Annotated in this window: 20 protein-coding genes; 7 read left to right on the top strand and 13 right to left on the bottom strand. The window is 65.3% G+C overall.

Annotation, left to right across the window (positions count from 1 at the left end; translation table 11 throughout):
* Window positions 1-175: 175 nt before the first annotated feature.
* From AC5E6W_RS13990 to AC5E6W_RS13975, 4 genes are all read right to left on the bottom strand, one after another.
* Entirely contained in the window at window positions 176-1,801 is a 1,626-nt protein-coding gene (locus AC5E6W_RS13990; RefSeq protein WP_491752930.1) for a Do family serine endopeptidase, read from the bottom strand.
* 95 nt (window positions 1,802-1,896) lie between these two features.
* A complete protein-coding gene (locus tag AC5E6W_RS13985; protein ID WP_491752929.1) occupies window positions 1,897-3,567 on the bottom strand; it encodes a M56 family metallopeptidase in 1,671 nt (556 codons plus the stop codon).
* Window positions 3,564-4,022 (bottom strand): BlaI/MecI/CopY family transcriptional regulator, encoded by a 459-nt coding sequence (locus tag AC5E6W_RS13980; RefSeq protein WP_491752928.1) that lies wholly within the window; start codon window positions 4,020-4,022, stop codon window positions 3,564-3,566. The genes AC5E6W_RS13985 and AC5E6W_RS13980 overlap by 4 nt, the downstream gene beginning before the upstream one ends.
* Window positions 4,023-4,160: 138 nt before the next feature.
* Window positions 4,161-6,830: a M16 family metallopeptidase gene (locus AC5E6W_RS13975; RefSeq protein WP_491752927.1), complete on the bottom strand. Its 2,670-nt coding sequence runs from the start codon at window positions 6,828-6,830 to the stop codon at window positions 4,161-4,163.
* A 146-nt stretch (window positions 6,831-6,976) separates the two neighbouring features.
* Here AC5E6W_RS13975 and AC5E6W_RS13970 point away from each other — a divergent pair, with 146 nt between their 5' ends.
* Window positions 6,977-7,246, top strand: coding sequence for an antitoxin (locus tag AC5E6W_RS13970; RefSeq protein ID WP_491752926.1), 270 nt, complete (start codon window positions 6,977-6,979; stop codon window positions 7,244-7,246).
* Entirely contained in the window at window positions 7,246-7,674 is a 429-nt protein-coding gene (locus AC5E6W_RS13965; RefSeq protein ID WP_491752925.1) for a type II toxin-antitoxin system VapC family toxin, read from the top strand. Before AC5E6W_RS13970 ends, AC5E6W_RS13965 begins: the two co-directional genes overlap by 1 nt.
* A 46-nt stretch (window positions 7,675-7,720) precedes the next feature.
* Here the strand turns inward: AC5E6W_RS13965 and AC5E6W_RS13960 are convergent, their stop codons facing one another.
* Window positions 7,721-8,152 (bottom strand): OsmC family protein, encoded by a 432-nt coding sequence (locus tag AC5E6W_RS13960; protein WP_491752924.1) that lies wholly within the window; start codon window positions 8,150-8,152, stop codon window positions 7,721-7,723.
* Window positions 8,153-8,236: 84 nt separating this feature from the next.
* Complete coding sequence (locus AC5E6W_RS13955; protein ID WP_491752923.1) at window positions 8,237-9,478, bottom strand: glycine C-acetyltransferase; 1,242 nt, start codon at window positions 9,476-9,478, stop codon at window positions 8,237-8,239.
* Window positions 9,479-9,757: 279 nt separating this feature from the next.
* Between AC5E6W_RS13955 and AC5E6W_RS13950 the strand changes: the two genes are divergently transcribed.
* The 3 genes from AC5E6W_RS13950 (at window position 9,758) to AC5E6W_RS13940 (ending at window position 13,327) form a co-directional block, all read left to right on the top strand.
* A complete protein-coding gene (locus tag AC5E6W_RS13950; RefSeq protein ID WP_491752922.1) occupies window positions 9,758-10,738 on the top strand; it encodes a hypothetical protein in 981 nt (326 codons plus the stop codon).
* A 238-nt stretch (window positions 10,739-10,976) separates the two neighbouring features.
* Window positions 10,977-12,008: a carboxypeptidase-like regulatory domain-containing protein gene (locus AC5E6W_RS13945; protein WP_491752921.1), complete on the top strand. Its 1,032-nt coding sequence runs from the start codon at window positions 10,977-10,979 to the stop codon at window positions 12,006-12,008.
* A 107-nt stretch (window positions 12,009-12,115) separates the two neighbouring features.
* Window positions 12,116-13,327: a VWA domain-containing protein gene (locus AC5E6W_RS13940; protein ID WP_491752920.1), complete on the top strand. Its 1,212-nt coding sequence runs from the start codon at window positions 12,116-12,118 to the stop codon at window positions 13,325-13,327.
* Between the two features lie 63 nt (window positions 13,328-13,390).
* Here the strand turns inward: AC5E6W_RS13940 and AC5E6W_RS13935 are convergent, their stop codons facing one another.
* The 4 genes from AC5E6W_RS13935 to AC5E6W_RS13920 form a co-directional block, all read right to left on the bottom strand.
* On the bottom strand, window positions 13,391-14,092 hold the full coding sequence (locus tag AC5E6W_RS13935) for a hypothetical protein (protein ID WP_491752919.1): 702 nt from the start codon (window positions 14,090-14,092) through the stop codon (window positions 13,391-13,393).
* Between the two features lie 88 nt (window positions 14,093-14,180).
* A complete protein-coding gene (miaA, locus tag AC5E6W_RS13930) occupies window positions 14,181-15,170 on the bottom strand; it encodes a tRNA (adenosine(37)-N6)-dimethylallyltransferase MiaA (protein WP_491752918.1) in 990 nt (329 codons plus the stop codon).
* Window positions 15,171-15,290: 120 nt separating this feature from the next.
* Window positions 15,291-15,533, bottom strand: coding sequence for a hypothetical protein (locus AC5E6W_RS13925; protein ID WP_491752917.1), 243 nt, complete (start codon window positions 15,531-15,533; stop codon window positions 15,291-15,293).
* Between the two features lies 1 nt (window position 15,534).
* Complete coding sequence (locus tag AC5E6W_RS13920) at window positions 15,535-16,686, bottom strand: TonB C-terminal domain-containing protein (protein ID WP_491752916.1); 1,152 nt, start codon at window positions 16,684-16,686, stop codon at window positions 15,535-15,537.
* 217 nt (window positions 16,687-16,903) lie between these two features.
* Between AC5E6W_RS13920 and AC5E6W_RS13915 the strand changes: the two genes are divergently transcribed.
* On the top strand, window positions 16,904-17,461 hold the full coding sequence (locus AC5E6W_RS13915) for a MogA/MoaB family molybdenum cofactor biosynthesis protein (RefSeq protein ID WP_491752915.1): 558 nt from the start codon (window positions 16,904-16,906) through the stop codon (window positions 17,459-17,461).
* Between the two features lie 76 nt (window positions 17,462-17,537).
* Window positions 17,538-18,188 (top strand): YqaA family protein, encoded by a 651-nt coding sequence (locus AC5E6W_RS13910; RefSeq protein WP_491752914.1) that lies wholly within the window; start codon window positions 17,538-17,540, stop codon window positions 18,186-18,188.
* Between the two features lie 3 nt (window positions 18,189-18,191).
* Here AC5E6W_RS13910 and AC5E6W_RS13905 read toward each other — a convergent pair whose 3' ends face one another.
* The 3 genes from AC5E6W_RS13905 to AC5E6W_RS13895 all read right to left on the bottom strand — a co-directional run bounded on the left by AC5E6W_RS13905 (window position 18,192) and on the right by AC5E6W_RS13895 (window position 22,425).
* Entirely contained in the window at window positions 18,192-19,745 is a 1,554-nt protein-coding gene (locus AC5E6W_RS13905; RefSeq protein WP_491752913.1) for a hypothetical protein, read from the bottom strand.
* 105 nt (window positions 19,746-19,850) lie between these two features.
* Window positions 19,851-21,812: an amidase gene (locus AC5E6W_RS13900; protein ID WP_491752912.1), complete on the bottom strand. Its 1,962-nt coding sequence runs from the start codon at window positions 21,810-21,812 to the stop codon at window positions 19,851-19,853.
* 64 nt (window positions 21,813-21,876) lie between these two features.
* Window positions 21,877-22,425, bottom strand: a complete 549-nt coding sequence (locus tag AC5E6W_RS13895; RefSeq protein WP_491752911.1) for a sigma-70 family RNA polymerase sigma factor — start codon at window positions 22,423-22,425, stop codon at window positions 21,877-21,879.
* Window positions 22,426-22,792 lie beyond the last annotated feature (367 nt).

Here is a 22,792-nt window from a genome sequence, read left to right as displayed (position 1 = left end):
GAATGCTCCGTGCTGCATAGAAGCTCTTCGCCAGCCGCGTACCCACGAACAGGTAAACACACGGTGGAGCGGTGGGCAAAGCATTCCCGCTGCGAGAACGCATTGTCGATGGAAACAGAAAGACCGCCACGATGTTCTGTGGCGGTCTTTCTGTTGTTGCGAGTTGTGTCAGGCATTAGCCGTTCTGGTTGGAGTCGCCGCGGAGGGTGCGGTAGCTGGCGTTGCCGTGCGACCAGACGAGCAGCAGGAGGTCGCGATTGTCCGTAGAACCCTTGACGGTGCTGACGAAGGCATCCGCCGAAGGGGTGGACTTGCGGTTGACCTCGAGGATGATGTCGCCGGGCTGGAGGCCAGCGTCATCAGCGGCGCTGCCGGGACGGACGTTCTGCACGACTGCGCCCTTGACGCTGCTCGGGACGTTGAGCTGCTGGCGGGTGTCGCCATCGAGGTTGGCTACGGCGAGGCCGAGCTTGCCGGTCTGCTTACCACCGCTGGGGCCGTCGCTGTTGTCGGCGGTCTGGACTTCCCCCTTGGCGTGATACTCGCCGACGGTCAGATTGATGTTGACGGTCTGACCGTTGCGCAGCACGCCGAGCTCGATTTTGGTGCCTGGACGGTCTTCGCTGACGGCGACCTGCAGCGCGCTACCGTTGAGCACCTCACGTCCGTTGAGCGAACGAATGACGTCGCCCTGCTTGAGGCCGGCGTTGGCTGCGGGCGAGTCGGGCGTGACTTCGGCGACGATGGCGCCGGAAGCGTCCTTGAGCTGGAAGAAGCGCGCGTTGTCGGGCGTGACATCGTTCATGCTGATGCCGAGATAACCGTGCTCGACCTTGCCGTTGGTGATGATCTGCTGCGAGATGCTGCGGACCATCTGCGAGGGGATAGCGAAGCCGGCGCCGGCGAAGGAGCCCGTCTCGGAGATGATGAAGGTGTTGATGCCGACGAGCTCGCCGTGGGCGTTGACGAGCGGGCCGCCGGAGTTGCCGGGGTTGATGGCGGCGTCGGTCTGGATGTAGCCGCCGGGCTTGCGGGCATCGTTGGAGTAGGGGTTCTGGCGGTCGACAGCACTCACAATTCCCCGGGTAACTGAAAACTGGAAGTAGCCGAAGGGCGAACCGAAGGCCAGCACGGTCTGGCCGGGCATGAGCTTGCCGGAGTCACCCCAGGCGACCGCCGGAAGACCTGTGGCGTTGACCTTCACGACGGCGATGTCGGTGAGCTTGTCGATGCCCACAACGCGCGCGGACAGGATGCGGCGGTCATGCAGCGTGACCTTGACGTTGGTGGCGCCGTTGACGACGTGGGCGTTGGTGACGATGTAGCCATCCGGCGTAATGATGACGCCGGAGCCGATGCCGTGCTGGAGCTGCGGCTGCTGGGGCTGCATACGGAACTGGCGACCGTTGCCTCCGCCGAAGCCACCGAATCCGGGGATCTGGCCGAAGAACTGCTCGAGGCCTGGAGGCAGCTGCTGTTGCTGACCTTGAGGCGCGGCGCTGTTGCCCTGCTGATCGTCGCCATCGTCGTCGGCATCGCCCTTGCTGGTGACCGCGATGTTGACGACGGCGGGAGTCACCTTCGAGGCGACGGACTCCATGGCGTTGTCGAGCGCGGTGAGCGCGGCGACGGAGTGGTCGTCGAGGGGCGATACGGTGTCCATGGAAGCGGCGTGGACGTTGGTGTGATTGACCATGAAGACCGCGCCGAGGGCGATGGTGGTGGCGATGGCGGCGGGGGCGAGGGTCTTGGTGAAGTGCTTGCGGAGCGAAGCTACTAATTCATTAGTTGATATGGACATGTTGGGCACCTTTTTGAGGGTTGTACGTTGTGCGTTCTACGTTGTGCGTTGAAGTCTGCCGTGCGGTGGGCTGCACGGGTGTTGCAAGCTTGGGGTTACATCTCGAGGACCAGCCAGCCGTTGGGCGTGACGATGGCGTACGCCGGAACGGAGCGGGGCGGTTGGGCTTCGCTGCGCCGCTGCGTCGGCTGGCGTGCGGGCTGGATCGGCTGAGCGTTGGGATCGCTGACTTCGTAGGTGGTGGCGACCATGTACCAGCTGGTGTTGCCGTCGGTGTCGGTGGCGACGACCTGGCGGAACAGGGTGGCGTGGGCGACCGGTTGCGGTTGCTGAGGTTGCAGCTGTGGCTGCGGGGCGAAGGTCGAGATCTCACGCGCGCTGTTCTTCGGGCGCGCTGTTGTCTGCGTTGTATGGATCGCGCGGATGGGGCGTGGCGCCTGCGCGAACTGAGCGAAGGCAGGCTGGGACTTCGCTGGCAGCGCCATCATGAGCGCGCTGGCGTGCATGGGATGCATGGCGCGAGCGTCAGCGTTTACCAGGGTTGCGTGCGGGGCCAGCGTGGTGGAGTCGAACGAGCGGCGCGGCTTGAGCGACTGGGTGAATGCAAGCTCCTTGGCGTCGATCGGGGGATTTTCCGCGAGCGTGTGGCTGCTGGCTGGAACGAAGCTGATGAGTGCGGGAGCGTGGGCTAGGGCAGCGGCGGAGCCTACGGCGAGCAGCGTGATGAGGGCGCCGGCGGTGGTGGCGGCGCGGCGCGGCATGGCTGCAACGCTGGGGAGGAGGATGCGCTCGACGCGGCGAGCGAGCTCGCTGCGCTTGTGCCAGGCGGCGAGGGCGAGCAACGCGGTCTTGCGGGCCAGGGACATCTCGGCGAGGTTGGCGAGGCAGAGGGCATACGACTTTGCGGCGTGCGTTTCGCGGAGGACCGTGTCGTCGCAGGCGAGCTCGCGCTCGTTGGCGAGCTGGCGCTCGATGAAGAGGAGCGCGGGGTTGAGCGGGAAGAGCGCGAGGGCAAGCTTCTGCGCGAGGTTGACCCAGTCGTCGGCGCGGTTCAGGTGCTCGCGCTCGTGGCGGAGGATTTGTTCGAGCTCGAGCGGCGTGACACGGTCGAGGAGACCGACGGGCAGCAGGATGCGCGGGAAGAAGAAGCCGGCGACGCTGGGGCGGTCAACCTCGTCGGAGATGCAGAGAATGGGTCGGCGCGAGCCATCGTGGAGAAGAGCGTCGACCTGGGGAGCGAAGGTTGCGAGCTCGGCGGGATCGACTTCGACGGCGCGGCGGGAGATCGCGGCGAGGTGGAAGGCGCTGCGGAGGAGCTGCGCGAGCTTGAAGAGGGAGATCGCGACCCAGAGGGCAGCCAGGGCGAAGCTCCAGCCTTCGGCGAGGTGCAGCGTCGCGTGGGTCGTCGTCACGGTCGCGGTATCGGAATGCGCTGCGAAGGGCAGTAGCGGCAACACCACGGCGAGCGCGAGGACGGCGGTCCAGACCAGCGAGCGGACGGTGGCGGAGAGGCGGGGGATCAGGCGCAGCGCGAGGGCTACGAGCGCGACGAGGATTGCTCCTTGCCAGGCGGCAGCGATGAGAGCGCTGGCGGCGAGGGGTGCGGCGGTTTGTAGCGGCGAGGGCAGGCGCAGGCTGCCGGACAGTCCTACTAACAAGCTGTAGAGGTGCGAGGTGTGAGGGAGAAGCAGGACGCTGTTGAGCGATGAGGTCTTCAGCCATGAGCTGTGAGGAAAGGCTTGTTGCGCAACGGTGAGGGCTGTCACTGGCGGACCTCCTTCACGGGCTTGCGCGGCGTGGGCTGCGTGCGGGGAGTGGGAAGGCTGCGCGGCGTCGCGGTGTCTTCGGGGGCGGCGGCGATGGCGGCTTTGAGGCGCTCGAGCTCCTCGGCGGTGATGTCTCCATCGCCGAGGAGGGACAGCAGCAGGCCCTCGCGGGAATTGCCGAAGAAGCGGGAGAGGACGTGGCGGACCTCGCTGCGGGAGGCTTCGTCGCGGCCGACGCAGGGCGAGTACAGGAAGGCTCGACCTTCCTGCCGATGCTCGACGTAGCCCTTTTTCTCAAGGATGCGAATGGTGGTGAGGACGGAGGTGTAGGCGAGCGCTCCAGAGTCGGCCACGGCAGAGACGAGGTCGGAGACGGCGGACTCGCCACGGTCCCAGAGGACGTTCATCAGCCTGAGTTCGGCTTCGGTCAGCGTGTTGGAGGGCTTGCGCGGCATCTTTCACTCCATGTGACGCGCCAACTAACGAATTAGTTAGCAGAACAGCAGACAAGCAGAACAGCGGCCGGACGGCAAACTGTTCTGCTGTCTGGTTTTAACTATTCTGTTGTTCTGCTATGCCGCTGTTCTGCTGCTTTATTGCGGCTGCGGCCCGCGAACTACCTGGACGAGGACGTTGGTGTTGACGTACTTGGCGAAGGCGGCTTTGATCTGGTCGGCGGTGAGGCCGGCGTAGATTTTGGCGGAGCGGATGGGTTCGTCGAGGGGAAGGCCGATTTCGGCGCGGCTCAGGAGGCCGTTGGCGACCGCCTCTTCGCTGGATTCGCCGAGTGGGATCTGGCGGAGCAGGAGGGCTTTGGCCTGGTGGAGCTCGGAGTCAGAGACGGCTTCGGTTCCCATCTGCTTCAGGTCGCGCTCGACGAGGGCGCGGGCCTTGGAGACCTTGTCGGGGTCGCAGCCGTACTGGACCTCGTAGGCGGCGCGAGTTTTGCCGGCGCTGAGCGCTACATCGACCGAGTAGACGAGGCCGGCCTCCTGGCGGAGGTCGTGGTAGAGGCGGGTGGCGTAGAAGCCTCCGCCAAGGACATGCGTGCCGAGCTGGAGCGGGTAGTAGTCGGGCGAGAAGCGGTTGAGCTGGACCTGCTCGGCGAGGAGGACGGTGTCCTGGACCTGCTCGGCGTCCGCGATGTTTGCCGCGGAGGGCTTGTTGACGGGTACGGGCGGCAGGTCGACCTCCGGCTTGGGGCCGGTGGCCTTCCAGGCGCCGAAGTACTTCTCGATGACGGCCTTGGCTTCGGCGGGGGTGGTGTCGCCGATGACGACGATGGTGGTGAGGTCAGGGCGGAGGGTCGTGTCGTGGAGAGCCTTCACGTCGTCGAGGGTGACGGCCTTGATGGTCGCGGGTGTGGCCTCGCGGAGCTGGGGGTCGTTCGCGGGCAGCAGTGCGGTCTGGATGGCCTTGCTGAACCTATAGCCGGGGCTTTGGATGTTGCCGGCGGTGAATTCGGCGGTCTGCTGCTGAACGACGGCGAAGGCGGGGGCGGGGAGGGCGGGATGGAGTTCGTCGTCTGCGAGGAGTTGGACGCCGCGGTCGAAGTTCTCCTTCTGCGCGGTGAGCGAGAAGTGGTACCCGGCGGCGACGTTGACGGCGATGTCGTCCAGGGCCTTCTGAAAGGCGAGGCGGTCGAGCGAGGTGGTGCCGTAGCTGTACAGATCACCGAGGATGCCGTCGACGCCGTCCTTGCCCTTGGGCGTCTGCAGGTCGGGGTTGTGCTTCACGCTGCCTTCGACGGTGATGGTGGGGCTGGTGCGGTCGGTGCGGACGATGAGGCGGATTCCGTTGGCGAGGGTGGTGTCAGAGACGTCGAGCGAGGTGCTGGGGACCTTGAGCTGCTCGAGCTTGGCGGCGGCCCAGTCGGGCAGGACGACGGGCTTGGTGGGCGCGGCGATGAGGCTTTCGGCGCCGCCAAAGCCCTTTGCCGCGACGGCTTCGCCGGTGGGTTTGGGCTGCAGCACCGCGGTGATGACGGGGGCGTTGAGCAGGTACTGCTTCGCGACGCGGTTGACGTCGGCGACGGTGACTTTGCGGACGGCGTCGAGGTCTTCGTCGGGCGAGTTGCGGCCTTCGGCTGCGAGTGCCGACGACCACACGTTGGCGAGGCCGGGGATGGAGTTGCGCTGGAACTCAGCCTGGGCGAGCTCGGCGCGCTTGGCGGCGTCGACGAGCTCGGCGGGAACGCCGTTCTGCGCGTAGTTGTCGATGATTTTCTTCAGCTCATCGAGCGCGGGCTTGGCCTCCACACCGGCGGGCTGCGCGACGAGACCGAAGGCGACGCTAGCCTTGGGGTAGGTCTCTTCGACGGCGAACTCGGCGGCAAGGGCCTTGCCTGCGGGGACCATGCCGTAGATGTCGCCGCGCTGGCTGGCGAGGACGTCGCCGAGGATGGTGGCGGCGGCGTAGTCGGGTGAGTCCGTGCCGGGCAAACGATAGCTGACGAAGCCGAGGACGTAGGGGAGATTCGAGTCGAGCGTGAAGGACTCGGGCTTGACGGTCTGCAGATTGATGGCAGGGTGCGCGGGGATGGAGCCCGAAGGGATGGCCTCGTAGAGGGACTTGATTTTGGCGAGCGTGGCGGCGGGATCGATGTCGCCGACGACGACGAGGATGGCGTTCGAGGGGACGTACCAGGTCTTGTAGAACTTCTGGAGATCGGCGGCGGTGGTCTTGTCGAACGAGGGGCGGGTGCCGAGGGGATCGTGCGCGTAGGGTGTGCCGGCGAACATGTCTTCGTTGAGGCGCGCGATGAATTTGTAGGTGGGGTTGGAGAGATCGCGCGAAACCTCTTGCTCGATGGCGCCGCGCTCCTTGTCCCACTCGGCGGCGGTGTTGTCGACGCCGCCCATGCACTTGGCCTGGGCCTCGAGCGCGATGTCGAGGTCGGCAGCGGGGACGGTGGCATAGTACTGCGTGATGTTCTGCTGGGTGTCGGCGTTGTTCTCGCCGCCGAGCTGGGCATAGATGGCGGCGGTCTGGTCGGCGGTCATGCCGGTGCAGCCGCGGAAGGCCATGTGTTCGAGCGCGTGGGCGGTTCCGGGGAAGCCGTCGGGAGTCTCATCGCCGCCGACCATGAAGTTGGCCTCGACCGTGACGACGGGCGCGAGCTTGTTGCGGATGAGCACGACGCGGAGGCCGTTCTTGAGCGTGGCGCGGGTGACGTCGGGGGAGTCCGCTGCGAAGGCGCGTGTAGCAACGGGGGCAGAGAGGGTGATGACGAGAAGAGCGGAGAAGAGTCGCGAAAGGCTCAAGAGAGGCTGCTCCTTGGGCGCGCGCGGGGAGGCGCGGCTGCAATTTCAGTTTGACACGTGAAGGGCAGGGGCCGCTGTCGTGAGAGCAAAAGCTCTCTTGCCTCGGCATATTACGCGGCATATGCTGGTCGAGGGAGCGTGAACCTATGGCAGTTACGACATCGAGCCGCCACGTGCGGTTGTTTAAGAATGGCCGGAGCCAGGCGGTTCGCATCCCGCGCGAGTTCGAACTGCCGGGGAATGAGGCGATTCTCCGCCGCGAAAAGAGCGGACGGCTGATTCTGGAGCCGGTGAAGAAGGTGACGCTAACGGAGTTACTCTCTTCGTGGGATCCGCTGCGGGGTGCGGACGCGCTGCCTGCGATTGAGGATAAGCCCGCGGAGCCGGTGGGGCTGGTGGGGCTGTTGGAACTCTGATGGCGGTTCGCTATCTGTTGGATACGAACATCCTGTCGGACCTGATCAAGAATCCTCGCGGCAGCGTGGCGCAGAGGATCGCAGGCTTGCCTGCGGCGGACAGGGAAGCGCTGGCGACAAGTCTGGTTGTCGCCGGAGAGTTGCGGTATGGCGCTGCGAAGAAGGGTTCGGCTCTTCTGACCGAGAGAGTGGAACTGATTCTTGCTGCGCTGGAGGTGCTTCCGCTTGAGGCAGAGACCGACCGGCAGTACGGCCGCATTCGCGCGGAGTTGGAGTCAAGAGGGGGCATGATCGGCGGGAACGATCTATGGATCGCCGCGCATGCCCTTGCATTGGACGCGGTGATCGTCACGGACAACGTGGCGGAGTTCAAGCGTGTTTCAAAACTACGCGTAGAGAACTGGTTGGAGCGAAAGCGAAAGTTCTAGGCCTGCCCGGAAGAGAGGCCTGCTTCGTCGCTTCGTGTTGCCAGTTCTAGGGCGTGCCGATAGCAGCTTCGTTGCCCCAGACGAAGGTGATAGGCATGTCGACGTTGGATTGCATGCTCTTGTGGACCGGGCAGGTGTGGGCGGCGCGTTCGAGCTTGATGCGATTCTCCGGAGCGATGCTTGCGGGCAGGTGCAGCGTGACGGCGAGCGTGGCGATGCGGCGGGTGGGAACGCTGGCCATCTCCTTGGTGACAGTGGCGGTCGCTCCGGACATGTCGAGGCCCAGCGTGCGGGCAAGGATGCCCATGGTGGTGAGGATGCACGTGCCCAGTGCGGTGGCGACGAGATCGGTGGGAGAGAACGACTCACCGCGGCCCTGGTTGTCTTTCGGGGCGTCGGTGTCGAGGGTCGTACCGGAGGGACCGTGTGTGGCTTTGCAGTGCAGGTCTCCGAGGTACTCCATTTCGATTGCTACCATCTGGTGGGTGGGCTCCGTTCTTCTCGGTTGTTAGTTGTTAGTTGTTAGTTGTTAGTTGTTAGTTGCGGGTGCGACTGCATACGGCTAGGCGAGGCCGACGCTCATCTTCTTTGCGGTTGCGGTGAGGATCTCGAGGGCCTTGTCGATCTGGGGCCGGGTGTGTTCACTGGTCATGATGCAGCGGATCCGGCCTTTGCCTTCGGGGACGGTGGGGAAGGCGATGCCGGTGGCCATGAGGCCCTGGTCGAAGAGGGCGCGGGAGAAGTCCATGGTCGCGCGGCCGTCGCCGATGAGGATGGGCGTGATGGGGGTCTCGGTAGCGGGGGTGGTGATGCCTCCGATATTGAAGCCGGCGGAGCGGAGCTGGGCCTGGAAGTACCTGGTGTTCGACCAGAGGCGGTCGATGCGCTCGGGCTCGGCTTCGAGGAGATCGAAGGCGGCCATGCATGTGGCAGCGACCGACGGGGGATGCGAGGTGCTGAAGAGGAACGGGCGGGCGCGGTGGTAGAGGTAGTCGATGAGGTCGCGGCTGCCGCAGACATAGCCGCCGAGAGCGCCGATGGCCTTGGAGAGTGTGCCGACCTGGATATCGACGCGATCGGTGCAGCCAAAATGCGAAACGGACCCGCGGCCATTCTGGCCGAGGACGCCTGAGGCGTGGGCGTCGTCGACCATCATGATCGCGCCGTACTTGTCGGCGAGGTCGCAGAGCGCGGGCACGGGGCCGATGTCGCCATCCATGGAGAAGACGCCGTCGGTGATGATGAGCTTGCGGCCGGGCTCGTTCTGGATCTCCTTGAGGAGCTCTTCGGCGTGGGCGACGTCCTTGTGGCGGAAGACTTTGATCTTGGCTCGCGAGAGGCGGGCTCCGTCGATGATGGAGGCGTGGTTGAGCTCGTCGGAGAGGATGAAGTCTTCCTTGCCGAGGATGGAGCTCACGGTACCGGCGTTGGCGGTGAAGCCGGACTGGAAGACGACGCAGGCCTCGACGCCTTTGAACGCGGCGATTTTTTCCTCGAGCTCCATGTGGATCTTCATGGTGCCGGCGATGGTGCGGACGGCTCCGGAGCCGATGCCGAGGGTGCGCGTGGCTTTGAGCGCGGCCTCGATGAGCTTAGGGTGATTGCAGAGGCCGAGGTAGTTGTTGCTGGCGAGGTTGATAACCTCGCGGCCGTCGTAGTGGCAGACGGGGGCCTGCTGATCGTCGAGGACACGCAGGCGGAAGAAGGTGCCGCGGGCGCGCAGATCGTCGAGTACGGCGGTGAGGTGGGCGAGTTGCGGACGCTTCGACGCGGTGGGTGGAGTAAGAGTGGTCGCGGAGCTCATGGCACTTCGATGGTACCCCGGGCGATGGAACTCCGGCGCGATGCTACTCCGGGACTTGCCGCGCTGAGATCCCCACATCCGAGGCAACCTTTGGTGGCGCGCATTTTCTGCGGGGGTACAGGCAGCAGAGCGGACGGACGCGGCATCCATTTTCTTAGTAGCACGGGCCCCCGCACATCTTCGTCTTTGCACGCATGGAATTTGCGGCGCAGGGACCAGCTTTCCATCGCCAACGCGATGGCACAGGTGCGGGCGCTGTGTGAAGGAGGCACGATCCCCATGATTCTCAAGCTCTCGAAGAACTTTGTTGCACGGACCGCCGCGATTGCAGCGGTAGGCCTCTTCTCTTTGACTTTTGTATCGGGCTGCAAGAGCGCGAACGATAAGGCGATCGACCAGGCCAAGAGCCAGGCCGCGGCGACGAACACACCGCAGCAGGTGCAGTTTGTGAACTCCAGCGGCGAGACGGTGACGACGACCGTACAGCCACCGCCGACACCGGGTGCGGCCGAGCAGGTTTCGACGACCGTGACGCCTCCCGCTCCGGGAGCGCCGAAGCCGGCGGCGACGCAGCCGATGGTGAGCTCGGTGCAGGCTCCTCCTCCGGCGGACCTGATTGGTCCGGCGAACGGCGGAACGGCACCCAATGGTGCGCCGGCTAACAACAACCTGAACACTGCCGTGGCGACCTATCCGGTGAATGGCGGCACGTCGACGCAGCCGCAGCCCGCGTCCACGCCCGCGCCAGGCAATGTTTCGGTACCGTCTGGTACCGAAATGGCGATTCGCATCAACCAGACGATCAACGTGAAGCATGCGTATGCGGGGCAGCGCTTCAGCGGCGAGGTGGCTGAGCCCATCTCACGCGGCGGCGAGGTGATCATCCCGCGTGGAACGCCGGTATCGGGGCGCATCGATGCAGCGCATCGTCGCGGTCACTTCAAGGGAGCGTCGGTGCTGGAGCTTCGGCTGACCACGATGACGCTGAACGGCAACGAGTACTCGCTCGACACGCGGGAGCATGTGAACGCGAAGCGCGGCAAGGGCCGGCGCTCGGCGGGCTTCATCGGCGGAATGACGGGCGTCGGCATGATCATCGGCGGCGTGGCCACCGGTGGTCTGGGCGTGGCGCTCGGCGGCGCGGCTGGCGCGGGCGCAGGCACTCTGATTGCGGGCGCGACGGGCAACCGCGACATCGTGATTCATGCGGAGTCGGTGGTGCACTTCCGCCTCGCGGACGACCTGGTGGTTCAGTACTAAAAACGTTTGTGATGTATCGATCTTGCTGATTCCAAGACAGCAGTCATGCTGCGCCGCAGTCACGACGTAACTTCTCCGGCCCATCCCTCCTTGGGATGGGTTTTCTTTTCCGCGCGCACGGTGAGCAGGCGCACGTGGTCGATGGGCAGCCGCACAGTATGCTGAGGGAGTGTTCCTTCCAGGCTTATTGTTCGGGCGCACACGCCGCAGCGGCGCGTGGCATCGTGGAGCGTTTCGTGTGTGCAAGGTGCTTGTGCTGCTCGCGGTGGCGTTGATGCGATGTATGGGATCGCCCGCCTGTGCGCAGGCGAGCGTGGCTGTGGCGAGCGCGGAAGCTGACGGAGGCTCGGAAGGTGCGACGGGATTCGCGATGGTGACGGGGATGATTACCGATTCGCAGAGCGCGGCGATCTCCGGAGCGCGGGTGCGGCTGCTTGGGGCCAATGGGACGGCTCGCGAGCAGCAGACGAACGGCGATGGCCGCTACTCGTTTCCGAATGTGCCGCCAGGAACGTACTCGTTGCGGGCTTCGGCCGCGGGTTTTGGCGAGGGATCGCTGACCGGGCTGGTGATCGAGGCCGGAGCGCATGAGCTTCCACCCCTGGCGCTGCAGGCCTCGACGCAGGACTCGGTGAATGCGATCTCGCAGCGGCAGATGGCGGAGATCCAGATCCAGGAAGAGGAGCATCAGCGCCTGCTGGGCACGCTGCCGAACTACTTCGTCTCATACACCTGGAACGCGCAGCCCCTGGCGGCGCGGCAGAAGTTCGAGCTGGCGTGGAAGACGACCGTCGATCCGATCAGCCATGTGATCAATGCGGGCTTTGCTGGCGTGGGGCAGGCGACGAACTCGCTGAGCGGCTATGGGCAAGGGGCAACGGGATACTTCAAGCGCTTTGGCGCGATCGAAGCGGACTTTGGGGTGCAGACGCTGGTCGGAGGAGCGTTGTTGCCGACGCTGCTGCGACAGGATCCCCGATACTTCTACAAGGGCACGGGCAGCGTGATGTCGCGCGCGCTGTATGCGCTATCGACGGCGGTGATCTGCCGCGGCGACAACGGCAAGTGGCAGGTGAGCTATTCGGGGATTGGCGGGGATCTGGCGGCGGGCGCGATCTCGAACCTGTACTATCCGGCCAGCGACCGGCATGGAGCGTCGGTGACGATCACCAATGGGCTCGTGAACGCGGGGCTGGATGGAGTGAGCAACCTGGTGCAGGAGTTCGTGTTCAACCACATGACGACGGGGCGGAAGAACAAGCAACCGTGACGGGAGCGAAGGGTACTTTCGTTCTCGACTGGATTTCGTTGCGATTGGGTCGGCGCCCCTGCGGCTGGGCTGTGCGTCCAAGGTACAGGTAGTCTGTTCTGGACCACATGATGACCAACCCTTACCTCACTCCTGTACGCGGGATCTTCCTGGCGATTCTGATGACCGCGTGCCGCGTCGCTTCGGCGCAGACGGCTGCACCTCCTGCGGCTGATGATGCTGCGGCGCAAGGCGGATCGCAGACGGCGACGATCAGCGTGCGGTCGAACCTGGTGGTGGTGCCCGCGCTGGTGAAGACCAAGGGCGGCGATGTGGTGTTCACGCTGGGCAAGGATGATTTCCAGCTGACGGACAACGGCATCCCGCAGAAGCTGCGGCTAGAGGAAGACACAGGCGGCGAGCCGCTGGCGCTGGTAATCGTGGTGGAAACTGGCAGCGATGGCGCGGAGAAGCTGCACCTGTACAGCGAGCTTGGGGCGCTGCTGGATAACGTGATTGGCGCTGTGCCGCGCAAGGTGGCGGTGGTGGGGTTCGACTCCGCGCCCACGGTGGAGCAGCCGTTTACGCCGAGCCTGGGCGCGGTGAACATTACGCTAGGCAGCCTGCAGCCAGGAGATCAGAAGGCCGCGATCTACGATGCGTTGAGCTTTGCGGTGGAGATGCTGCGCAAGCAGCCAACGTCGTACCGGCGGGCGATTCTGCTGTTCTCGGAGACGCTGGACCATGGCAGCCATACGTCTCTCGTGGATACGCTGCATGCGATTGCCGATACGAATACGACGATCTACACGGTGGCGTTCAGCTCGACCAAGGCCGAACTGAAGCATGGCGGAGCGCTCAGCTCTTCGCACGATCCTGGGCCGGCGCACGGCTGCTTTGCGCACGATGATACGATCGCGCCGGCGATGCAGCCCACGCGCGCACAGCAGAACTACGACTGCTTCGCGCAGTTGATTCCGCCGCTGCGGCTGGCGAAGATGGCGGCGATTGCACTCGGGAACAGCATGCGGCGTAATGTGCCGGAGTCGGTGGCGAAGCTGACGGGCGGAGAGTTCTACAGCTTCAATAATGAGAAGTCGATGCAGCGGGCGCTGCTGACGATTGCGAACCATGTGCCCAATCGCTATGTGCTGAGTTTCCGTCCGAGCGACCCGACGACGGGCTTCCATACGATTCAGCTGACGCTGCCGGATCACGCGAACCTGAAGGTGGAGGCGCGGAATGGGTACTGGATCGACGACCCGAACGTGGCTCCGGAAGTGACGCCGAGCGATGAGCCGGACCTGCCGAAGAATGCTCCTCCGGTGCCGCCGCAGTAGGGCAGCAGAACAGCTGAATAGCAGAATAGCAGAACAGCAGAAGAACAGAGGGGGCACAGCGGCCTAGCTGTGGGTTGAAGAGAGGAATGCTGCGACCTTGCGGGCGGCGTGATCGCATCCTTTGGCCAGCGGGCATCGCTCGCAGTGCGGGGCTTTGTCCTTGCAGATCTCGCGGCCGTGTTCTCTCAGCAGCAGGAACGCTTCCTGCAGCGCAGCGACGTCTCGTGGGCGCACCGTTGCGATGTTCTGTTGCACGTCGCGATACATGGCGGCGTAGTTCTTCTGCTGTCGTCCCCAGCCCACCCGGACCAGCACTCGCAGACCGTTCGATTCGAGTGGTAGGCCTGAGGTCATCCCGCAAAACAGGAGAATCTTCTCGGCTCCTGGATCGCCGATGTTCGGGAATTGCTTCAAGGCTTTCTTCGCTTCGGGATATGGACACCCTAGGATGGTGTCCAGGTCTCCGCCGAACTGCTGCAGCGTGATGCGCGCAATTTCGCGCCAACGGAAGACGCGGGTCTCGGGCCGCATGCCGCCTCGCTGGGCGAGGGGCAGCAAGGTTGTGTCGGACGCACTGTCGATTGCGGCAGCGCTCATGCCGACTTGTTGCCGCAGCGCGTCGAACACCGCTTGACGACGGGTGTCGGGCAGCAGGTAGCAGGCGTTCTCCCACATCACGAGAGCGAACGGGCCTTGCGCGGGAGGCGCGTCGAGCTCTCCGTGCTGCTGCTTGAGCCGGGACATCATCGTGGAGAAGGAAAGCATTGGAGACTCTCTTCCGGAGATCCGGCGACCAGAGGCCCATGGCGCACGAAGCGGGTGCGGCACGAAAGACTCGTGGAACGCAGCCAGTCTATTCCTTGCTGCTTTCGCCCGGGGCTGCTTCCTGCGGCGAATTTGTCGCTGACAGAACGTTCCGAGCGGTTTCGAGGGCCTCCTGCTGGATCTCCGGTACGTCGCCAAAGCCGTGCAGCCAGCGCATCTCGGGTTCTCGGCGGAACCAGGTGAGTTGGCGTTTGGCGTAGTTGCGGTGGCCTTGCTGGGCCTGGGCGATAGCTTCTTCTCGGGAGATTTCGCCGCGCAGGAGGGCGCGAGCCTGAGCGTAGCCTAAGGCTCCGAGGGAGCGGATGTTGTCTCCGTAGGCAGTGACGAGGGCCGCGGTTTCTTCGACTAATCCGCGGTCGAACATGGCAGCGGCGCGGACATTGATGCGGTCGTAGAGGGCGGGGCGTGGGGGATCGAGGCCTAGGCGGAGGATGCGGTAGCCCTGGAGCGCTTCGCGACCGGCGGTCCACTGCGTGGTTTGCGGCTGGCGGGCCAGCAGCGTCATCTCCAGGGCGCGGATGACTTTGGGGATGTCGTTGGCGTGGATGGCTGCGGCGGCGCGGGCATCGAAGCGCGAGAGCAGCCTATGTAGCGAGCCGGGGCGGCGGGATTCGCGGTTGCGCAGGTGGTCGCGGAGGGCTTCGTCACGCTGCGGTGCGGGGGCGAGGCCTTCGATGAGGGCGCGGAGATAGAGGCCGGTGCCTCCGGCGACGAGGGGCAGCTTGCCGCGCGAGGTGATGTCGGCGAGTGCAGCGCGGGCGCGGCGGGCGTAGTCGCCGGCGGTGGCTTCCTCGTTGGGGGCGTACCAGTCGAGTCCGTGATGGGGGATGCGGGCACGTTCTTCGGGCGAAGGCTTGGCGGATCCGATGTCGAGGCCGCGATAGACGGAGACGGAGTCGCAGCTGAGGATCTCGCCGTTCAGCTGCTCGGCGAGATGGAGGGCGAGCGAGGTCTTGCCGCTGGCGGTGGGGCCGGCGAGGACGAGAAGCGGGGCGAGAGTGCTAGTGGAAATTGGCAAGTGGGGAGGGATAAGGGCCAAGTGATAAGGGCCAAGTGAGATGCTACGCGGTCTCGTGGCTTCAGTGGATCGTGGCGACCGCGCCTAAAGGCTTACTACTTGCCACTTGGCACTGGCTCCTCACCACTGCCTCCACCAGCCGGGGTAGAAGGCTCGTGCGAGGCCGGCGTGGGCGAGGCTGGCGAGGAGCACGATGGAGCCGATCAGCAGCATGCCACGCAGGATGCGGCGATGTTCGAGGGCGCGGGCTGCGAGGTCTTCTGACTTGAGGGAGGTCTCGTTGCGGGCGGTATTCTCGGCCCAGGCTTCGGTAAAGAGGCTGGGCTGGGCCGGCGTGCTCGGCTCGCGATCCATACGCAGCACGTTACTCTATCGACTTGTTCACCAGGTAGTGGAAGCGCAGCTCGAGTGGGCCTTTCCAGTTCTTGGGCAGGGCTGGGAACTGGCCTTCGCTGGTGATCGATCCCCAGGCGGACTTGTTGATGGCATCGTCGTGGGTGGAACCGTCGAGGGCCATGGCGCTGATGCTGCCGTCGGGATTGATGGTGAAGCGGATGAGGGTTTCGCCCTGCTTGGAGATGGGCGGCTTGGCCTCTTCGGGGATGAGCGGATACCAGTTGCGCTGGACGTCGGCGAGGATCTTGCGGAGGTAGGGGCCGAGGTCGACGCCGGGCTGCGGCGGCGAGAGCACTTCGGGGCCGCCCATGCCGAGCGGGCTGGAGCCGCCACGACGGCCGTAGCCTCCTCCGGGAGCGTTGCGATCGCGGGCGACGTCTCCCGCGAGGTTGCGCATGGAGTCGCTGGTGGAGGGCGTGTTGAAGGTGGGGTGCGAGCTGGGCTGCGGGGTCGGGGCTTCGGCGACGATGGGCGAGGGCTGACGCGGGACCACCGGCGGCGCGGTGACGGGCGCGGGCATCGACGGGGCTGTGGTGGGCAGCGGGGTGGTGGTGGGTGGCGGAGGTGCGGCCTCGGTGGGCCGCGGCGCGGCGGGCACGGGCTTGGGATTCATCGCGCGCAGCTTTTCGAGGGTCTTGGTGTCGAGGGACTTCTGCGGGAGCTTGGGCGCGACGTGTGGCAGCCTGGGAGCGTTGAGGACGGTCAGCTCCTTCTCGTGCAGCGCGTCGACCGGCGAGATGAGCTGCGGAGCATGCCACAGGTACTTGGGGCCGTAGAAGAGCACCCAGAGGATGATGACCCAGACGAAGAGCGAGATGTAGATGGATTCGCGGAAGCGGCCGCGGGCGCGTTCGTCCTCGATGGAGTCGAGCAGGTGGACGAGCTCGTGCTCCTGCAGCTCACCGAAGCGGGCGCTGCGAATGACGACGGGGCGCGAGGGCACGGAGCCGTCGGGAGCGTGGGGGATGAAGGTAACGGGACGGTCGGAGGCGGTCGCGCGGACCTCGCCTTGCTCGATCGCCTGTTGTGGCCCCGTCTGGTCTGGTCCGGCGTCGGCGACGCTTTGCGCCGTCGTATCGTTCTGGATCGGTTCGGGATCGAGGGGCGTAATGGGTAGCATCGGGTCTTCAGTTCGGACGGATGAACGGTACCGAAGGTTGCGTAATCCTTCGATAGCGAAGCAGGCAACTGGGTGATATCGCAGCGGCAACTCGGCAATAGCAAGCAGGCAGGTGCCTGCGGGCCGCGATGAATCTCCTGCGGCTTCGTCCATTGTCGCATCCCGCGGAGGGACGGGATACGCGGGAAACCTTAGCTGGGGCTATCCTCTTGAGTGCATGGAACTGCACGCAGATTCACCCCAGCCGTCGTCTCCTGACCTGCCGTCCGGCTCGCTCGCCGGCCGCAAGGCGATCGTCCTTACCGCCAGCGACCGGTGCTTTTCCGGCACGCAGGAGGATGTCTCCGGGCCGGCGATCGAGATGATGCTCCGCGAGGCGGGTGCCGAAGTGATGGAGCGGATGGTGCTTCCCGACGACCAGCACATGCTGCAGGAGGCGCTGCTGGCGGGGGCGTCGCGGGCGGGGCTGGTGTTGACCACCGGAGGCACGGGGCTGGCGCCGCGAGACGTCACTCCGGAGGCCACGCTGGCGGTGTGTACGCGGCTGGTCCCGGGGCTGGCGGAGCTGATCCGGCGTGAGGGCTCCAATGAGACGCCGATGGCCTCGCTGAGCCGCGGCCTGGCGGGGTGTATTGGTGCGGCGCTGGTGGTGAATCTGCCGGGAAGTCCTGCGGGCGCGAGACATGCGCTGGGCGTGATTCTGCCTTTGTTGCCGCATGCGCTGGATCTGCTTTCCGGCAACACGGAACATCATGCGGCTGGCGAAGGCGAGTGAAGATTATTGAGCCGGTGGACGCGATGTCATGGCATCGCAACGCGTTCTCCGTGCAGCCGACTAGAATAGGAGGTCGGTGAAGATTACTCCCATAGCGTTCCTGCACAAGTTCTCGCTCGGCATCCTGGCGGTGATGAAGCCGCTGGGGGTGTGGGGTGTCGGCGGCCTGGCCCTGATTGACTCCGCGCTGATCCCCATCCCGGTCTCGATGGACGGCGTGGTGATCGGCTATGTGGCGAGCAACCACGCGCGCTTTCTGATTTACAGCCTGGTGGCGGCGCTGGCCTCGGCGATCGGATCGCTGGTGCCGTTCTACATTGGCCGCGCGGGCGGCGAGTTCTTCCTGCTGAAGCGCATCAACCGCGAGCGGTACGAGAAGATTCGCGACCGGTTCGAGAGCCAGGAGTTCCTGGCGATTATGGTCCCGGCGATGCTGCCCCCGCCGACGCCACTGAAGCTGTTCGAGTTTGCAGCGGGCGTCTTCGAGATGAAGCCGATGCCGTTCGTGCTGGCGATCTTCCTGGGCAAGCTGGTGCAGTTCCTGGTGTGCTCGCTGCTGACGATATGGTTTGGGCCGACGCTGATGCACTCGCTGAAGCACGTGATGCATACGCACATGGATGTGCTGATCGGCGTGGCGGTGGCGATCCTGCTGGGGCTGGGCTTCTACGTTGTGCGCAAGCTGTTCGATCGGCGCAAAGGCATTGCGTTGCCGGCTGAAGAGTAGGCGTTACCTCAGCCGCAGGCGCAGGAAGAAGACCTCGCCGGTGGGTGTGGCTCCGTAGATTGATTTCAGTGCGTCGGGTGTGCGGTAGAAGCTGATCTGCGTCCCGGGCGCGATGACCAGATGCGGACCGGCGGCGAAGTCGCGATCGTAGCCGAAGCTGAAGGCTGCGACATGGCCGACGCCTTGCTCCTCGAAGCCTGCGGGGAGTGGGGCTCCGGGCGTCAGTTCCAGCTCGTTGGTGCGCGCGGCGTTCTCGATGCGTGTCCATACATAGTTCTTCGTGAGGAACTTGAGGCGGGCTTCGGCGAGATAGCTGTTGGCGATCTCGGAGGCGGGTGAGGACGTTGCGGGCTCGCCTTTGGTGCGTCCCCAGACGAGTGTGACGGCGAGGTCGGTGGCGGGCTCCGCGGACATCGTCATCGCAGGCAGGGCGTTCTTCTTTGCCGGTGCAGAACCCATCGGCATGCCGGGCATGTCCTGCATGTTCATACCGCTCATGTCCGTGCTGGCCGTCGGAGGGCCTTCTGCAGGGCGCTTCCAGGCGTGGTGGTACATGACGCTTGCGGTCTGGCGTTGCTGGTCCTCGGTGGGATAGAGGGCTTCAGGGTGATAAATGTGCGCGAAGGAGTATTGGCCAGTCCAGTCGGGTGTGGGCGAGACCGTGAGGCGCGTCGAGATGGAGTCGACGTTGTGGCCGTTGGGGGAGGGCTCGAAGTGCCAGCGGTCTTCGGCAGGCTCGCCGCCGTGGAAGCCGGAGAGCTCGAGACGCGCCCAGCGATAGGTGACGCCGCCGGTGATGACGTTGAAGGCGATATGCGTGGAGTCTTCCTGATGATGGCCGAGCGCAGCGAGCGGGTCTTCGCTCGCCGAGGCGCGATGCGGATAGGCCGTGGGGCCGATGGCGGGATCGCCGATGGGAGCAGCGTAGAGCTCGACGAGGCCGCGTTTGCCAAGCGGCTGATCGTAGATGGCGGCGAGTTCCATCCAGAGATCGTGCGGGTGCTGGCCATCGACGATGGGCGCGCCGTACGCAGTCTCGCCTTGCTGGAAGAGCTCGGGGTACTCGCGGTCGTGCACGGTGCCGGGCTCGAGCGAGAGCATGGAGCGGAACGTGAGCGTGCCGGGGCCGATGCGATGCTCGGCCATGGGCATAATCCAGTTGGTGGAGAAGAAGGCGTCGCGGCCGCGCTCGGCTTGCCCCGGAACTGTGGTGGCCTGCTGCTGGTTGTTGGCGAGGAAGGCGGTGCCGTGCAGCATGAACTGCCATCCATGGCCCGAGGTCATGAGCATGGAGACGGGCGTCGAGGCGGGCTCAATGCTGGTGCCGCTGGAGCCATGTTGTTGCTGGGCCTCGATGAGGGTGTTGGCGACCATGGACATCGGAGGAATCCGAGGGTTAGCAGGGGTCGACATGGCCAGGGATGGCGCTGTCGCAGCGGAGGTCGGCTCGCAGGAGTTGCCGGCACGCATCCGGTTCATCATCGGGCAGTCCGAGGTGCAGGCCAAGGCAGGCGTGGCGAGCAGAAGCGCGGAGAGAGCGGAGGGATAGAGCTTCAATGGGAGGACTCCTGAAACGACTTCGCGCAATGCGGACGGAGATAGGACGCACGGGAGGGCCGATGGTTGCGCGGCGGCGGCCGATGAATCCGTGGGCGAAGCGGGTCAGAGCTTGGGGTGCTGCTTCGTGAAGCCGGTGGCTTTCTCGTAGGCCGCGGCGAGAGCGAGCGCTGGGCCTTCTGCGTACAGCGGCGCGAGGAAGGTGAGGGACACCGGCGTTCCGGGGCCTCCCCAATTGGGCACGGGATCATTGGTGTCGGGTGGGACGAAGGCGGGAGCATCGTCGCCGCGAACGCCGTTGGGCACAATGACGGCGGGTTGTCCGCAATGATTTGTTGCCGTGAGCTGCATCCCGCCCGAGGGGGTCACGATGACGTCGTACTGCGCGAAGAGTTCGTGCATGGCGGCCATGGCGAGCGTGCGGGCGCGCTGCGCCTGGATGTATTCGACGGCGGGGATGAAGCGTGCCTCGCGGAAGGTGTTGGGCCAGTCGCCTGGGCTCTGGCCGGCGAGGAGAGCGTCGCGGCCGGAGGTGGTGAGCTCGTCGAAGGCGGCTGCGCCTTCGGCGGAGAGGATGGTGCCGAGCGCGCCGAAGGGAAAATTGGGCAGTTCGCAAGGCTTCAGGTCGATGCCCATCTTGCGCAGCGTCTCGAGCGCGGCGCGATCGAACCTGGCATCGTAGGTGCGGCGGGCGAAGTTGGTCTTCTCGGACTCGATGCGCCTGGCGCGCTCCTCGGGCTTGAGCTTGGCGAGGTCTTCTTCCGTTGAGGGCTTGAAGACGGGCTCGTCAAAGGAGGTCTTGAGGTAGCCGACGCGGAGCTTGCGGAGATCGAGGTTGAAGTCCGCACCAAAGCCTGCGGGTTGACAGGAGAGGTCCTTGCCGTCGGGGCCTGCGATGGCGGAGAGGATGAGGGCCGTGTCCTCGACGCTGCGGGCGATGGGGCCGATCTTGTCCATCGACCAGCTGAGCGCCATGGCGCCAGTGCGGGGCACGAGGCCGTAGCTGGGGCGCAGGCCGACGACACCACAGCGTGTAGAAGGACTTGAGATGGAGCCGAGGGTCTCTGTGCCGATAGCGAAGCCCACGCAGCCGGCGCTCACGGAGCTGGCGCTGCCGGCCGAAGAACCACTGCTTCCTTGCTGCGGGTTCCAGGGATTGCGGGTGCGCTGGAAGGTGTCGCGGCCGCCCCAGAGATCGCCCTGCGCGAGCGCGCCAAGGCTCGTCTTCGCGATAAGTACCGCTCCGGCTGCATCGAGCCGCTTCACGACTTCGGCGTCGTAGTCGAAGTGTTGGTCTTCGAAGCCGCCGGCTCCCCACGTGGTGGGATAGCCCGCGACGGCGAGCAGATCCTTGGCGCCCCAGGGGATGCCATCGAGTGGGCCGATGGGATGGCCGGCGTGGAAGCGGGCGTCAGCTGCGGCGGCGTGCTTGAGCGCGCGCTCCTCGGTGTAGGTGATGACGAAGTGCAGCGTGGGATCGTAGCGATGCAGGCGCGCGAGGTACATCTTGGTGAGGCCCGTTGAGGTGATGCGCTTCGCACGTAGCAGAGCGCCGAGTTCGCGCACCGTGGCGAAGGCAACGGTCTCGCTGGCTATACCGTTGGTTTCGAGTGTGCCGGTGTAGGCGCTGAGGTCGGGTGAACCGGCGATGTGGACTCCGACGGCTGCTGCACGCGGCAACGTGGTGCCGGCCGGAATGGGATTCGATACCGCGATGGGAGCGACGCTGTTGGGCAGCTTGAGCGAACGAATGCGCAGATAGGAGTTGCGCTTACCGACGAGGTCGTTGAGCATCGTCTGCTTCTGCTCGTCGGTGATTTTGATGGCGGCGATGACGCCTGCAGCGTCGATCATCTCGGGTGTGATCATGGGCCAGTCGCGCAGGTCGGCTTTGGATAGACTCTGGGCTCCGGCAGAATTCGGGCTGGCCATCAGGCCGAGCAGAGCGCCGGGGAAGAGCGTGCCGCCGAGGCCTGCGGCGCTCGCGGCCTGAAGCACGCGACGCCGAGAGACAGTGGGGCGTGAGGGTTGAGTGGCTTCCTGATTCACGTTCTGGAGGGAGTCCATATCGGCATCATCCCATGGGATTCAAGCGGAGCGGAAGAATTCATCCATTCATTCGTGCGGCAAGTTATGCGCGCTTGCAGTCGCAGCTCAGGCAGCGATGTTCGGCGCAGGCTCCGCAGGTTCGGGCAAGCTCGCGCTTGAGGGCGGCGCGGGCGCGATGGGCGCGCACAGCCGCGTTGCCGGGTGTGAGGTTGTGGCGTGCGGCATAGGCGCTCAGAGGCTCTTCGGCGAGGTCGACCTCGCGCAGGATCTCGGCGTAGGCGGGGCGCAGCGAGGGCAGGACGTAAGCGATGCAGTGGCAGACGAGGTCGTGGGTTTCGTTCTTCTGCGTCGAGTCGTGCGCGAGCTCTTGTGTCCATCGTTCCAGCGCCGAGGTCTCGGTGCTGCGGCGGCGGAAGTGGTCGATGATCGCGTTGCGCAGTACGGCGAAGAACCAGGCAACGGCGGACTCTTCGTCGCGCAGCGTATCAGTGCGCTCGAGCGCGCGCATGTAGGCGGCCTGCAGGATGTCTTCGGCGAGAGCGCGATCGTCCACGCGGCGCGCGACGAACGCGAGGAAGCGCGATCGGCGGGTGAGCAGGTCTGCGAGTTTCGTGTTGGTAGTGGACGCCATGGAGGATGCGCGGTCCGCGAGGGCATCGCCCCGGCGGACCGCAGTCTCTGTTAGCAGCATGGCAGAACGGGCACAGCGCCCGTAGGGCAGGTGCAGTCGGGGCAGGTACAGGTGGGACCGCAGGAGCAGGTGTTGGTCTTCGTCATCATGGTGAGTCTCCCTTCGCGACGGCGGCTTGGAGGCCGGCCGTCGTAAAGGAAGACGCAGATGGGCGAGGAACATTACAGTTGCAGAGGCTTCGCGGTTAGCGCCTGCGGCGAGAGCGCTGCGCGGTAGCGGCTTCGCCGTCAGCGGGCTGCTGTGAGCAAGTTAGCGAGTCAGTACGTCGCTGACTCGCTGACCGCGTTGCGGCTAACGGCGGAGCCGC

The organism is Bryocella sp., assembly GCF_058498515.1.
This window is presented reverse-complemented; position numbering and strand designations above follow the sequence as displayed.